Source organism: Rhodocytophaga aerolata, from assembly GCF_030503435.1.
Taxonomy (GTDB): domain Bacteria; phylum Bacteroidota; class Bacteroidia; order Cytophagales; family 172606-1; genus Rhodocytophaga; species Rhodocytophaga aerolata.
This window is the reverse complement of sequence record NZ_JAUKPO010000021.1, coordinates 72,040-87,613: the sequence shown is the minus strand read 5'-3', so window position 1 is coordinate 87,613 and position 15,574 is coordinate 72,040. Positions and strand designations below refer to the sequence as shown.

Genomic DNA, 15,574 nt, shown 5'->3' with positions numbered 1-15,574 from the left:
GTGAATAACTATGCCATTTTTCAATCAAATCCTTTACTCGTTCTACATTTAAACTAGTTTACTCATGAAAAAGACAATTCAAACCATTGCTGCTATAATGCTAACTATCCTGATAACCTATACAGCGTATGCACAAAAACCTTCTGCCGAATTATTGACTCCAACGAATCATGCCCTGATGCTAGTTGACCATGAAAGCCAGATGGCGTTTGCCGTAAAAAATGTAGGGATTGATGAGTTGCGGAACAATACTGCCCTGGTTGCTGGCGGTTCTGTTATATTCAAAATTCCTACAGTAGTTACTACGGTAGCTGAGAAAAGTTTTAGTGGCCCAGTATTTCCGGAATTAGCCGAAATCTATCCACCTGCTACTTCAGGCTATATTGACCGCACGACTATGAATGCCTGGGAAGATGCAAATGCCTACAAAGCAATTACAGGAAAAGGAAAGAAGAAACTGGTGATAGCCGGCTTATGGACGAGTGTCTGTATTGTAGGGCCGGTATTGTCTGCCCTGGCAGATGGATATGATGTATATGTGATTACCGATGCCAGCGGAGATGTAAGTAAAGAAGCGCATGAGATGGCTATACAGCGGATGTTGAAAGCAGGTGCCAAACCGATGACGGCTACGCAGTATGTATTGGAACTACAGCGGGATTGGGCCAGAAGCGAAACCTATGCAGCTGTAACCGGACTATTTAAAAAGTACGGCGGCGCCTATGGTATTGGTATTGCCTATGCACATGATATGTTCAAACATTGATCTAAATGATTATTTAACGCTGAATAATCTTCCCCTATCACAATGGATAATTCCTTATTAGGCATTCAATAATCCCTATATTTTGAATACCCTGCGTTGCCAGCTCAATTTGCTATTTATTTGATCAAAATAACCCCTTTTATAAAATCTCTCTCCAGCCATGCGAGTATACCTGATGTTTATAACTTATTGGCTATTAATGGGCACTCTGTCTGCGCAATCTTCGGCAGATCTGATCATTTACAATGGCAAAGTAACCACGCTTGATGAGAACAACCCACAAGCAGAAGCTGTGGCTGTTGCAGGAAATAAAATAATGGCTTTGGGCAGCAATAAGGAGATACTACGTATGAAAAAAGCTAAAACCAGGTTAGTTGATGCAAAAGGAAGAACCGTTATTCCCGGCCTTTTCGATAGCCACTTGCATGTGATCAGAGGAGGAAGATTTTATAATGCTGAGCTCAGGTGGGATGGTGTAAAATCACTCAAAGTGGCTCTCCGGATGCTTCAAGAGCAGGCTCAACGAACTCCACCAGGGCAATGGGTTCGGGTTGTAGGCGGTTGGAATGAATACCAGTTTGACGAAAAGCGCTTGCCTACCCTGGAAGAAATTAATGCAGCTACCGGAGAGGTGCCAGCTTTTATACTCTACCTGTATGGTAAAGCCTGGCTCAACAAAGCAGGTTTGCAAAAGTTAGCTATCAACTGCGAAACTCCCAATCCGGTGGCGGGTTTAATCGAGAAAGACAATGACGGAAATCCTACCGGGTTGTTAGTGGCAGAACCCAATGCATTTATCCTGTATTCTACTTTGGCCCGATTACCTGAACTGACAACAGAGGAAAAATTTAACTCCACCTTGCAGTATATGCGGGAGTTGAACCGACTGGGAGTAACAGCCGTGATGGATGCTGGAGGTGGATTCCAGAACTTTCCGGATGACTACACCATCACAGACTCTCTATATAAAGCAGGAAAGCTTACGCTACGTTTGCCATACTTCTTGTTTGCTCAGAAAAAAGGCACCGAATGGCAGGATTTTACCAGGTGGACAGGTATGGTAGATATTTCACATTCCCATTCGCATTCTGCTAATACACCTGAATATCATGTAGCTGGTGGCGGAGAAAACTTAGTGGCCGATGCAGCAGATTTTGAAAATTTTTTGTTGCCCAGACCTGAACTACCAGCCAGTATGGAAAGTAATTTAAAACCAGTGCTACAACTACTGGTACAACACCGCTGGCCCTTCCGGCTGCATGCTACTTATAACGAAAGTATCACTCGTGGCCTGAATGTGATTGAAGAAGTGAATAAAGATACCCCACTGAATGGCTTAGTTTGGTTTATAGACCATGCAGAAACAATTAGCGAAGAGAATTTGCAGCGCATTAAAGCATTGGGAGGAGGTATTGCTATTCAGCACCGCATGGCTTATCAGGGAGAAAGTTTTATTCGCCGCTATGGCAAAAGAGCAGCACAAACGGCTCCCCCGGTGAAGCGGATGCTGGAACTTGGGATACCAGTGGGCTTAGGAACAGACGGAACCAGGGTAGCCAGTTATAATGCCTGGATAGCTTTGCATTGGGCAGTAACAGGTAAAACAATAGGAGGCACACAAGTAACGGCCAAGGAAAACACCCTAGATAGGCTTACCGCATTAAGGCTATTAACCACCGGGGGATATTCGCTTATTAAAGAAGATAATAACAAGGGCAAGCTTAAAAAAGGGTATCATGCAGATGTGGTGATTCTAAGTAAAGATTATTTCTCCATTGCAGAAGAACAAATTCCCACCATTACTTCAAAACTGACCATTGTAGATGGAAAGGTAGTATATGGAGAGGAGGAATATGCCAATTTAGCTCCTTCTCAACTAAAAGCTATTCCTTCATGGAGCCCTGTAAATTATTATGGCGGCTATCAATATTAGAGAGGCTTAATTAATTAGCCATCCGGCCTATAAAGTGTAGTACCTGGAATTATATAAGACATCATGAAATTTTTCTGGATCATTATAACTCTTCTTTCCGGAGCTTTTTTGCCAGTGCAAGCTGGTCTTAACTCCTGGTTGGGTAAATCCTTGCATAACCCGGTATATGCTTCTATGCTCTCTTTTATCATTGGTGCAATAACCGTCATCCTGTATATCCTCCTTACCAGGCAGGAAGTAGTATGGGAGGGAGTAAAAAAAGCTCCTGGTTATGTATGGATGGGAGGCGTGCTGGGAGCATTTTATGTAACAGCCATTATCCTTGCCTTTCCACGTATAGGTCCGGCATTGACCTTTGGGCTGGTAGTGGCTGGTCAAATGGTGATAGCTATTCTATTGGACCATTTTAATATTCTGGTGGCGCAGCAGCATACCATTACCATCTGGCGCATTCTGGAAGTGGTATTGATTGTAGCTGGCGTGATTTTAATCAGAAAATTCTGATCTGTGAAGAAGCTTCTGATCTTGCTGGTGCTGCTGAGCCACTTTACAGGTAGTTATGCACAAACTACACTAACTTTCAAGCCGCTCAGGTACGACGAAGACTACTCGTTCCTTAAAGATGATACCAGTAAAAGATGGCTGGAAACTATTAAGTATACGGCACTCTCTACAAGCAAAAGTACCTACCTGAGCCTGGGTGGCGAAGTACGCTACCAGTATTTCTATGTGAGAAACGAAGACTGGGGTGAATCACCTACTGATACTGATGGCTATGTACTAACAAGGTATCTGGCGCATATGGATATTCATGCGGGTAAACATATCAGAACTTTTCTTCAGCTCCAAAGCAGCCTTGCCAATGGCAAAGTAAGTACCAGTCCGGTAGACGAGAATCCCTTAGATCTTCACCAGGCATTTATTGATGTTAACTTGTATCCTACTCAAAAAGATAAGCTCATATTTCGCCTGGGCAGGCAAGAATTATCCTATGGCTCTCAGCGGCTTATTTCTGTGAGGGAAGGCCCCAATAACAGGCAGGCTTTTGATGGGTTAAAAGCCATCTATACCCACAAACAGGCAAAACTGGATATTTTCTATAGCCATTATGTAGCCGCAAAAAAAGGTATACTAGATGACCGATTTAATCCAGATACAAAGCTTTGGGGTGCATATATAGTTAAGAACAATACCGGCTTTTTACCACAGATAGACCTGTACTACCTGGGACTCTGGAAAAAAGAAGCAACTTTTGATGAGGGGCAAGGCCAGGAACTAAGGCATTCAGTAGGAGGGAGGCTGTGGGGCAATCGTGGCAACTGGACCTATGATGCAGAAGGGGTTTACCAGTTTGGTGACTTTAACAGTCATCCTATCTCCGCCTGGACTGCTTCCCTGAATACTAATTACAAAGTCGATAAAATTAGATATAAGCCTGAGATAGGACTTAAAACCGAGCTGATCAGCGGAGACAAAGCCTATGAAGATGAAAAGTTAAACACTTTCAATCCATTGTTTCCCAAGGGTGCCTATTTTGGTCTGGCCGCCTTAATTGGTCCGGCTAACCTCTTTGATCTGCATCCTTATCTTAAACTGGAACTCCACAAAAAACTCTCCTGGGATATAGATTATGATGTATTCTGGCGGTATAGCCGCAATGATGGATTATACGCTGTAAACATGACTTTGCTTTATTCTGGTAAAAACATCAACAGTACATTTATAGGTCAACAGCTTTCCACAGATCTGGAATATACACCCACTGATTTTTTATACTTCCGGACTGAATTTACCTGGTTTCATACCGGCCAGTTTTTAACTCAGGCAGGCGCTGGAAAAGATATTTTGTTCACTGCCTTCACCGCACAGCTTACGTTCTAATACTATTTTATCTTTAGTTAAAGAAGACTATCTGTCTGAATGGAATAAGATGAATTAATAGATATTTACCTTAAAAACTGTTCCTTAAACAATATTCCAGGTTAAGCCTCAATCTAGTATATCCACAGTATTATATTCTACGATTACTTTTCAATCTAATTTATGTGCTAAGCTGGACGGATGGATCTGTTGTGAAGCTTTTTCGATTGTAAAGACTATAGAAACCCTTGTTCCGTCATCCGGATGGCTTTTAATCTTGAACTGTGCCCCTATATCTTCGCTGAGTCCTTTCATTAATTTTATTCCCAGAGAATTAGCTTTCTGTAGGTGGAAATCAGCCGGATAGCCTATGCCATTATCAGCCACTGAAAGCAAAAACTCATGTTCCTCTGTTTCGGTCATCTCAACAGTAATGATTCCATCAGTAGCTGGAGGAAAAGCATGTTTAACGGCATTGGTTATGGCCTCATTCAAAATCAGCCCAATGGGTACGGCCTGAGAAACATTTAATTCAATAGGCTCTAAGTGAAATTGAAACCGGATGTGTTGATTCGTGTCGAAACTGTCTTGTAGGTACTGCACCAATTCATGCAAATACACCGACATATCGATGCTGGCTACTTTTTCTGATTGATAGAGTTTCTGATGAATGAGCGACATGGCAAACACCCGGTGCTGGCTGTCGCGAATGGCCGATAAAGCATTGTCTTCCAGGTAGGCTGATTGCGATTCCAGCAGGCTGGTCACCATGTGCAGATTATTTTTTACCCGGTGGTGAATCTCTTTCAATAACCATTCTTTTTCTGCCAGCAAATCCTCTTTCTCTGTAAGTATTTGCTGTAAGGTCCGGTTTTTCTTACGGATAACTTTCTGCTGGGATTTTAATTTTTTTACCTGCTTCACTATAATCACAGTAAGCCCTGTCAGTAATACAAAAGAGAGTGTAATGACGATGGCATACGTAATGATGGATCTTTTTTCACCTTCTAATTGAGTAAGTTTTTTGGCTTCGATCAGAGGTAAAATTTCGCTTAGTTGTAACTTTCTTTGCCTGGAACCATAAAAGTGGGCATCGTCTGCTGCCTTCTGGATAAATCTGGATGCATTCTTAAAATCGCCCTCTTTATATAATAGGGTAGCTAAATGGAAAATTGCCTGGTTCTCTTTCGTGGAAGATTGGATATCTGCGATGGCTGCTCTAGATAAAAGATAAATGGCCGTATCATTTGCTCCTTTCCTGGAATACACATCACTTAAGGTAGCCGCAGTCATAGCTAACTGGTGCAAAGACAAATCTGTCTGATCAAGCAATTGAGCAAGATAATGAGAAGCTGTATCGAACTCAAAGTTCCGGATGTATTGCAGGCCACGGTAATACCTATGGTTAAATGAATGCTCAGGAAACAAAACCAGGGCGGAGTCAATATACCCATTTGCCTGTGTGGTGTAGTGAGGTGAGTAAAATTTATCCTGATTATAGTCTGCCAGATCATAATAGCAACGGGCTAGCAAGGTATAGTATTCGGCTTTTTGATCATGAGCTAAATGATGGGTTGAAATATTACTTAACCAGTCAAAGGCTTCTTTAAACATACCAGAAGAGAGCAAGACAAAGCCGAGCTTCATTCCAGCATAAGCCATTTGCGAAGAATCATTTGCTGCTACAGCTGTTTCCTGTAATTTTTTAGCATAGGCATATGCTGAGTCACAGTTAAAAAAAACATACTCGTTGTACAATTGCAGATAATTTTCAAACAAATTAGCTTGTTGATTCTGCGGAAAAGACTGATAAAGGCCTTCAATTTTTATCAGCTTTTCTTCATCATATTTTTGCGATTGTTCTATAGTTTGGTTTAAGGTTTCAATCCATTGATCATTGCCAGCCTGGCTGTATCCTTTTGTGCAGCAGGCAATCCATAACAATCCATACAAGCTGTATTGTATATATATGATAAAAGTGGCCTTTTGCAACAATTTCATTTGCGTACAGTTTGACTTTGTATGACAGCTGTTTTGTCTTCAATAGGTATATACATATCACTGCCATCCGCATTCCGGAGTGTTTTACAATACACATCAATACAAGCCCCTGACCTAAAGAGTATAGCTAATTTAATAATCTGTTCATCTGCTGCTACATCAAAAAAGCTACGGATATTCTTTATAGAATAGGTCCATTTGTTCTTTCCTGCCGGAGTTGCTTCAGCCTCACGTTGCCTGGAACCCCAATTGAATTTTACATACCGCCAGTCATTCTTGTGAGTAGATTTACTGGTAATCAGCCCTACATGAATATATACCGGGCCTTCATAGTTAAGCAATCCTTTGTTTCCTTCGCTGGCATTGCATACTATTTCTACATCATCTGTATCTGTAACAGGGGTGGGGTTCCAGTCAAGCAATGTATGCTTGCAGGAAGCAAGTAGCAGCAAGCCTGTAACAACCCATATATTCCCTTTGAGCAATTTCCATCTGGCCATATGCATGTTGAGTAGTGTAATAGGAGAGTTTAAGGTTTGTTCAAAGAAAAGATATGCTCTTTTTCAATGCCCAGCTTTTTCATTCTGGAGTTCAGGGTGGAAACGGGCACCTTTAATAATTCAGCAGCTCCTCCCGGGCCAAATACTTTACCCTTACATTTTTCCAGTACCAGCAATATATGCTCCCGCTCTATTTCTTCCATCGATTTAATGGCTTGCTGGTTCTTTATAAGAACTTCTTCCTTTGGCGTATCTGTAGGCATGGTTACATGCTGAATCATATTGGTACTGGTGAGCAATACACTGCGCTCAATCAAATGTTCTAACTCCCGGATATTTCCCGGCCAGTTGTACTGCTTGAATGTTTCCAACACTTTATCTGATAGCCCTGATATCTGTTTGCCTGTCTTTCTGGCATAGATTTCTACAAAATGCTGAGCCAGCAATGGTATATCTTCTTTGCGTTCCCTAAGCGGAGGAACAATCAAGGGAAAAACATTGAGCCGGTAGTACAAGTCCATGCGGAAACGTCCTTCAGCTACTTCCTTTTCCAGATTACGATTGGTAGCAGCAATAATGCGTACATCTACTTTGAGAGCCGTTCTTCCGCCAATGCGTTCAATTTCCTTTTCCTGCAATACTCTCAACAGCTTTACCTGCAAATCCAGAGGCATTTCTCCGATTTCATCCAGAAAAATGGTACCACCCTCAGCTTGTTCAAACTTACCAATCCGCCTATCGGTAGCGCCGGTAAAGGCACCTTTCTCGTGGCCGAATAATTCGGATTCTACCAGGTTAACAGGCAGGGCAGCACAATTTACCTTGATCAGAGGTTTTGACTTTCTAAAAGAATGCATATGAATGGCATCGGCTATGCGCTCTTTTCCTGTTCCGCTTTCGCCCAGCAACAGAACTGACGTATCGGTAGGGGCTACAATCAGTACATGGTTTAAGACAGTAGATAAAGCCTGACTTTTTCCAATAATGCCTTTAAAATTAGCATTCTGCAAAGATACGGATGCAGGCTGCTGGAACTCTTTGCGGATGGCAGATTGCAGGTTGTGTTCGTGCAAATAGCGGGCAATATCTAAGGTTACCAGCACATCTTTTTCCCGGAAAGGTTTTACCAGAAAGCCATAAGGTTTGGTAGCTTTTGCTGCATCTAATATTTCTTTATTCGAATTGGCTGATAGATAAACAAAAGCAATCTGTTGTTCGCGTAAAATTTTGGCCAGGTCAATCCCAGTAAGTTTACCTTTTAGAAAAATATCTAGTAATACAAGTTCTGGTTTTTCTTCTTCAATGATTTCCAGCGCTGTCGGCACCGAACGGGCAATGGTGCATACCTCATATCCGGCTCTTTCCAGGATCATTTGCAGATTATTGGCTTCTACAAACTGGTCTTCTACAATCAGAATCTTATTTTTCATAGTTGGTATTCCATTTTAACAGAAGAGGAGCTTAGTCGTAAATGTTGTAATACTCTGTCAATAGGGAAGTTCATAGTTATTTTGGTGCCCTGGCTACTCTCAATGCTGAAGCGGGCTCCTAAATCTTCACTCAGTCCTCGCATCAATTTCATGCCCAGAGAATTTACTGTTTTTATAGAAAAATCTGGGGGTAACCCAATGCCGTTATCTGCTACCGAAAGCATCAGCCAATCGTCGGCAGATCTGGTGATAGAGATAGCAATGGTTCCGGTAATTCCATGAGGAAAAGCATATTTCACGGCGTTGGTTATCGCCTCATTTAGAATTAAGCCAATGGGTACAGCCTGTGAAACATCTAATTCCATAGGCTCCAGATGCAGCTGAAAACGGATTTGCTGCCTGGTATCAAAGCTATCCTGAAGATACTGAACCAGCTCCTGTACATACACAGCCATATTGATACTGGTCAAGTTGTCGGACTGATAGAGTTTCTGATGAATGAGTGACATGGCAAACACCCGGTGCTGGCTGTCGCGGATGGCCGCTAAGGCATTATCTTCTAAATAGGCAGATTGGGATTCCAGTAAACTGGTAACTGTGTGCAGGTTATTCTTCACCCGGTGATGCACCTCTTTCAGTAACCATTCTTTTTCACTTACCAGCTGCTGTAAATAAAGATTCTTCTGGTTGATTTCGTTCTGTTGTTGCTGAAGCTGTTCATTATTCCGTTGCTTCACCCGGTACTGATTGTATAGTAAACCTATAATCACAAGTAGTAGGGTAATACCACCTAAAGTCATGTTTCTGTCAGACCGGGCTTGTTGTAATTTGGCTTGCTGCAATTCTCCCTGGCGGGTTAATAATTGAATATTCTGGTCTTTTTGTGCAGTTTCGTATTGTATTTGCAGTTCCTCTATCTGCTTGCTTTTTGTACTGTTAAAAATAGAATCATTTAAAATTTTGTGTATCGTGAAATGATCAAGCGCTGAGAGATAGTTTCCGGATGCAGAGTCTACCTTATAAAGCATAAAATGAATATCCTTAATGGTGAGCAGTGAGTTTTTCTGTGGGGCATACGCCAGAGTTTTCCGTAAATACTCTCCTGCTTTCTTATATTCTTTCCTATCCAGGTAGAACTTCCCAATGTCTTGATGTACTTTCTGCGACATCTCAAAATCAGTACCCGCTGTTGCATACCAGGCTACAGATTCCAGATAATACTTTTCTGCCAACCGAAAATCTTGTAAAGCTTCATAGCAATAGGCCATAGTTTGAGCTACGCAACCCCGCTGAATATTTGTATTGGTTGGAATTTCTTTTACCAGGTTTTCTATAAATTGGAGCGCTTCGTGTGGTTGTTGTTTTTCCAGTAGGTCAAGGGTAATAAAGCTGGCAGCCATGTACAAGGCAAAATTAGGTAGTTTTTCCTGCCGCCATTTTTGAAGTGATTTCTTATACCATGCTATGCTTTGCTCATGTTTTCCCAGGTCCATATACAACCTTGCCAGATTTCCATAGAAAGAAGCCGCTGACAGGGTATCTTGTGACTTGTTCATGCTTTCGATGCATTGCAGGGTATAGGAGAGTGCTTTTTTATAATCCCCTTTTAGCCGGCTGACATTGGCCAATAAATTATAGGTATAATGTAATTTCGGAAATTTAATGGCTTGATACTGCAGCAGGATTTCTTCAAGCTGGGATTCCGCCAGATATAATTTACCCATATTGGAATGAAGGCTGGCTATTTCTTTCCGGACTACTAATTCCTGCTCTACATTATTTATTTCCCGGTAAAGATCTGCTGCCTGGGCATAATTGCTGAATACTTCCGGAATATTGTGAGTGGTTACCCGCAGGCAGGTGCCGTATCTGAACCTGGCGAGTGCTTCTGTTTCTTTATCTTTTGCTTTCCGGCAATTTTTTATCAATTGCAAAAAACGGGTTTGTCCTAATAAAGTATCGTCTCTCTCCATATATACAATAACCAGCATACTTTCGGCATCTCTTTTCCATTTGTGTAATTGAAGTGAATCACTTAGTTGACTGGCCTCTTGCAGGTAGGTTTGGCCACTGTCCAGATCTGCCCGCACTTCTCCGGCTTTATATACATGAAATTTACCCAGCTCCAACAGCAATTTAACCCTGTTTTCGTCTGCTTTGCTTTCTTGTAATTGTCCTAACAGCTGGGTTGCCATTTTCCGGGTAATGTTTTGTCCGGATATAGGTAGTGCATTCAGCAACAGGAGGAAAATAAGTATCAGGTATTCTCTCTTTCTCCTATTTGTTGGAGAAAAGAATACACGAATAAATATGGTATTCAAAATCATAAGTGGTTTTGCATTTTATTGTATAGACATACGGTTACTTACTATACTGTTTATCTTTGAATAAACCCCAACCTCTACGACTATCATATGATATTGCTTGGGTAGCAATTGAGTTTACTGTCTTTAAAGCTAAAATCTCATCTATAGACCTATGGATTTTTGTATTTATTGCAAAGTCTTATGAACAGGCACATCCATTTTATAATATTTGTAATTATTAACTAAATCAATACTGTTATCATCTCTTTCAGCAACAGGATGATTTGACTGGGCTTTGTGCTGTGCTATGCAGGTGCAAAGGAAAGTATACCAATGAACCAACTAACCAGTAGTAAATATTGCATCATTCCTTCTAAGGAATCGTAACCTTATTAGTTACTAATCAAGTCTGTATATTTTTGTCAGAGACAAAAACTGTATTTGTAGGTTACTACAATTTGCAAAAATTTAGCTAATTGGGCAAGAGTTGAAGGAAGACTGTAGGAAATAATTGTTGGATTTATCTTGGTGATGCAGGGCAGGAAGTACTAGATAACTATCTATAATTGACTTATAGTCATTTTTTTTGCATGAATATATGTTCTTTTTTTATGCCCAATTTTTTTATTCTGGAATTGAGGGTAGATACATGAATATTTAATATTTCGGCAGCCCCACCTGGTCCAAATACCTTTCCATGACAATTCCTCAATACTGCCAGTATATGGTCCCGTTCGTTTTCCTCTAAGGTTTTTAAATATACATCTTCCGAAGGTAGCATATGTACTTTATTTTCCTTGAATGGCAGGTGTATCTCCTTAATAGTACTGCCTTTAGCTAATAAAATACTTCTTTCTATCAGGTGCTCGAGTTCTCTCACATTTCCAGGCCACTCATAGGTTGTTAGCTGCTGCAAAACCATATGAGAGATGTTAGTAATTTTCCTTCCTGCATTTCTTGCGAATCTGTCTATAAAATAAGAAGCTAGCAAAGGAATATCTTCTTTGTGGTCCCGTAAAGGAGGCATTGTGATAGGGAACACATTGAGGCGATAGAAGAGATCACTTCTGAATCTGCCTTCCTGCACTTCTTTTTGCAAATTACGGTTGGTTGCAGCAATAATGCGTACATTCACTTTAATGGTAGATTTACCACCAATACGTTCGATTTCTTTTTCCTGTAAGGCTCTTAATAGTTTTACCTGCAGATCCAAGGGCATTTCACCTATTTCGTCTAAGAACAAAGTGCCATGATTAGCCAGCTCAAACTTACCTATACGGCGTTCTGTCGCACCAGTGAAGCTTCCACGTTCATGGCCAAAAAGTTCTGACTCGATCAGATTTGCTGGTAATGCTGCACAGTTCACTTTCACCATCAACTTATCTTTGCGCGGAGAGGTATTGTGGATAGCTCTGGCAATTAGTTCTTTTCCAGTGCCGGTTTCTCCCAGGATCAATACAGTACTATTGGTGAAGGCTACCTGTGACAGCAAATGAAATACTTTCTGCATTGCATCACTTGTGCCAATGATCTCGCCATAATTATAAGCTGTTCCAATTTCTGCCTGTAAATAGAGATTCTCTTCTTCCAGCTGGCTCTTGTAATGGTTAATTTGTTGAAGCTGGTTAGCTATTTTCTCGTTGGCTAAGACATTTGCTAATGCAGTAGACAGTTGATAGGAGATGCCTTGAATAAGACTTAGCTGATAGGGTTGAAAGTATTGCTTTGATTCTGAATGCAAGAAAAAAGCGCCCAGAACTTCGTTACTATCCCGCAATACAACGCTTACCATTTCTCGGATACCTGTCTGGTAAAGAAACACTGCCCACGATGGGGCGGCTGGGTGAGTTATTACAGTTTCATAATCTAGTACTATGGGTATTTCTGCCTTCAAAATGGCATCCATCACACCATCTGCAACCGGGTAAACACCTTCTGCATTAGGCGCACAATCGACATGACTCGTTCTGCGTTCTTCCATATCAAGCACAAATGCACGATAGGTAGTTTTTGACTCATCCAGAATAATTATGGATGCATCATTGTAATTAAACAATTTCTTTAACTCATACTTAATTACATTCAATAAATCTTCTCTGCCCCGGATGGAAGCAAGGGCATTGCTTAGAGAAAGCAAGGTTGCTTTTTCCCGGTCTCTTTTTTCCAAGGCTTCATTGGCGATGATGTTTGCCAGAGCAATAGATATTTGTGAGCAGACTCCTGTAAAAACAGTAGTATTAACTGTGTTAAAACTGCTTACTGTTTCTGGCTGTATCCAGAGAACCCCGAAATTTTCATTACCAATACGTAGGGCCGCACCAATTATAAAATCAATGCCAATGGAATGAAAAAAAATGGCATGTCCGGGCACATCCTTTCTGGATACCATTTCTTCTATATCAAAAACCACAGGTCTGTCAGACTTGAGGACTACATCGTAGAGTCCTTTTTCAAATTCAAAATTTGTATACAATGTATGCAGATAGTCATATTTTTTTTTGTAAGGTGTATCTTCCTGATCAAATAAGTAAGGGCCGTAGGTCATTTCATGCCCATGAATGGCTACAATGGTAAAATCTTTTATAAAGAACAGCTTCTTTAATTTTTGATTGATGATCCTTGCAAGATCTTCTTTATTGCGCACAAGCGACATATCATTACTAAGAGATAATAGTATCGACTTTTCTTCTTCTCGCCGTTTGATTTCTTCGTTAGCAATAATATTGGCTACCGCTGTAGAAAGTTGCAGTGATATACCTTGTATTAAATCCAACGCTTTAGGAGTAAAACTCTTTTTTCGGTTGGAAAACACGAACAATATGCCTATAGCTATCTGCTTTTCATATAGGGGAACAGTAGCCATTTCTCTGATTCCACTCTCATGATTGATCTGCACATAAAACGGTGCATTCTTTCCTTCTATTAGTGTATCTAGGTCATAAACTAATGGGTACTTTGATTGAAGGATTATATTAAACACGCCATCCTGTACCGGTTGTGGCTTAGCTACCAAATCCTGATACTTAGGATGATTTTTGCTTGCCGAGCCTGTATCTAGCAAAAACACGTCAAAGGTATTACTGTTCTTATTTATGACACAAATAGCGCAGTGAGTGAAGTAAAGCAGCTTTTTGAGCTTACTACTAATTACACCTACTAATAAATCCTTTTTATCCCTCACACTCACCATTTGATCACTGAGCTCTAGCAAAATTTCTCTTTCCAATTCCCTTTTTTGTATCGCTTCATTTGCTAGGATATTGGCTATAGCCGTTGATACTTGGTTGGACAAACTTTGAATAATACGCAATGTATAGGGACTAAAGCAATGTGTTTTATCAGCATAAAACACCATCATACCCATATTTTCTTCTCTATGGCGGAGTCTTATAAAAGCAGCTTCCTTAAATCCTGCAGTGTGAGTGATTTTTATATAAAGCGGTGCATTGCCTGATGCAACGACTTGATCTATATTTACTACTAGTGGCTGTTCTCTAAGAAGAACTACATCAAAAATGCCGTCAGCTATTAGATGCCGGTCTGTTACTAGATTGTCATATTCATCATGGGTGATAATGATTGATGCAGGGTCACTTAAAAAAGCACTATATGTTTGTTTGTCTTCGTTAATTAACCCAGCGCCTGCATGACTAAAATAAAATAACTCTCTAAATTTTGTATTAATCGTCTCCAGCAAATCTTCTCTTCCACGTACATTTGCCAAAGCCTGGCCCATAGAAAATAATATTTCTTTTTCTTTTTCCCGCTGCTCAATTGCCTCGTTGGCTAAGATATTCGCTACGGCAATGGATAAAAGATTAGATACAGGTTGGAGAAAATTTAGATTAGCCTTTTCAAATGCTTTCATTTGCTCTGAAAGCAATGTCAGAAAACCGATCACATTATTCTTGTAGCGTAATTTTATTGCGGCGATTTCTTTAATACCAGTATCATAAATAAATTGAATTCCAAGATGCTTATCCGGATTTTTCATCAGTTCATCAATATGCAGAACAACAGCATGTTCCGACTTTAAAGCAGCATCATGTATACCATCTTCTACAGGGTATTCAATCGTAAGAATTTCATCAAATAATTTATGCTTGCCTCTTCCCTCACCAACTACTGATAATAAAATGGTGAAGGTCATTTTCGTCTCATGGAAAAGAACAATAACAATATCATCAAACGTAAAAAACTCTTTTAATTTGTTCTGTACTATACCTAACAAATCATTTTTATGCCTTACCTGTGCGATTTCAGCACTTAGCAGTAATAAAGTATCCTGCTCCTTTTCTTTTTTCTCAAAGGCATTTTTTGATTTAGGCTGACTCTTAGTAGCCATATTTTATAAGAAAATTAAATGGTAGTATCAATAATTAAGCGAAATATCACTAATTATTTTCTGAATACAGTGATTAAACTGCTGATTGTAAAATTATTCGGAAATCGATATGTCTCTAGCAACTAAGGGGTACAAATTATATCAGCTTTATGCATCCAAACAGAAGGTAGATAGATTTACAATATTTCCTCCAAACTTGGTAACTGTGTCAGGCCCATGATATATCTTCTACAGTTGCACTATAAAAGTGTTAAGCTTTTTCTTTTCAGACAAGTTATAAAATTACACTTCACTTTCTGAGCCATTTAAAGCATTTGATTAACCTAAGGGGAATTTATAATAAAGATATACCAATTATAGATGAGCTAAATAAACTTTGATTTTTAAACACTTTGTGTAACACCTGCCAATATTGTTTGTTTTGTAGAGAGTG

General features: G+C 40.1%; 9 protein-coding genes. 4 read left to right on the top strand and 5 right to left on the bottom strand.

Annotation, left to right across the window (positions count from 1 at the left end; all coding sequences use genetic code 11):
• Positions 1-64 precede the first annotated feature (64 nt).
• The 4 genes from Q0590_RS25720 (at position 65) to Q0590_RS25705 (ending at position 4,580) form a co-directional block, all read left to right on the top strand.
• A complete protein-coding gene (locus Q0590_RS25720) occupies positions 65-766 on the top strand; it encodes a hydrolase (protein ID WP_302040503.1) in 702 nt (233 codons plus the stop codon).
• Positions 767-941: 175 nt separating this feature from the next.
• On the top strand, positions 942-2,699 hold the full coding sequence (locus Q0590_RS25715) for an amidohydrolase (protein WP_302040502.1): 1,758 nt from the start codon (positions 942-944) through the stop codon (positions 2,697-2,699).
• A 63-nt stretch (positions 2,700-2,762) separates the two neighbouring features.
• Positions 2,763-3,203, top strand: a complete 441-nt coding sequence (locus tag Q0590_RS25710) for a DMT family transporter (protein WP_302040501.1) — start codon at positions 2,763-2,765, stop codon at positions 3,201-3,203.
• Between the two features lie 3 nt (positions 3,204-3,206).
• Complete coding sequence (locus Q0590_RS25705) at positions 3,207-4,580, top strand: alginate export family protein (RefSeq protein WP_302040500.1); 1,374 nt, start codon at positions 3,207-3,209, stop codon at positions 4,578-4,580.
• 150 nt (positions 4,581-4,730) lie between these two features.
• Here the strand turns inward: Q0590_RS25705 and Q0590_RS25700 are convergent, their stop codons facing one another.
• The 5 genes from Q0590_RS25700 to Q0590_RS25680 form a co-directional block, all read right to left on the bottom strand.
• The gene (locus tag Q0590_RS25700; protein ID WP_302040499.1) at positions 4,731-6,560 is read right to left on the bottom strand and encodes a sensor histidine kinase; all 1,830 of its coding nucleotides are present in this window, start codon (positions 6,558-6,560) and stop codon (positions 4,731-4,733) included.
• Complete coding sequence (locus tag Q0590_RS25695; RefSeq protein WP_302040498.1) at positions 6,557-7,060, bottom strand: hypothetical protein; 504 nt, start codon at positions 7,058-7,060, stop codon at positions 6,557-6,559. Before Q0590_RS25695 ends, Q0590_RS25700 begins: the two co-directional genes overlap by 4 nt.
• Positions 7,061-7,089: 29 nt before the next feature.
• Complete coding sequence (locus Q0590_RS25690; protein WP_302040497.1) at positions 7,090-8,490, bottom strand: sigma-54-dependent transcriptional regulator; 1,401 nt, start codon at positions 8,488-8,490, stop codon at positions 7,090-7,092.
• Positions 8,487-10,811 (bottom strand): histidine kinase dimerization/phosphoacceptor domain -containing protein, encoded by a 2,325-nt coding sequence (locus tag Q0590_RS25685; RefSeq protein WP_302040496.1) that lies wholly within the window; start codon positions 10,809-10,811, stop codon positions 8,487-8,489. The genes Q0590_RS25690 and Q0590_RS25685 overlap by 4 nt, the downstream gene beginning before the upstream one ends.
• A gap of 562 nt (positions 10,812-11,373) precedes the next feature.
• On the bottom strand, positions 11,374-15,141 hold the full coding sequence (locus Q0590_RS25680) for a sigma 54-interacting transcriptional regulator (RefSeq protein ID WP_302040495.1): 3,768 nt from the start codon (positions 15,139-15,141) through the stop codon (positions 11,374-11,376).
• Positions 15,142-15,574 lie beyond the last annotated feature (433 nt).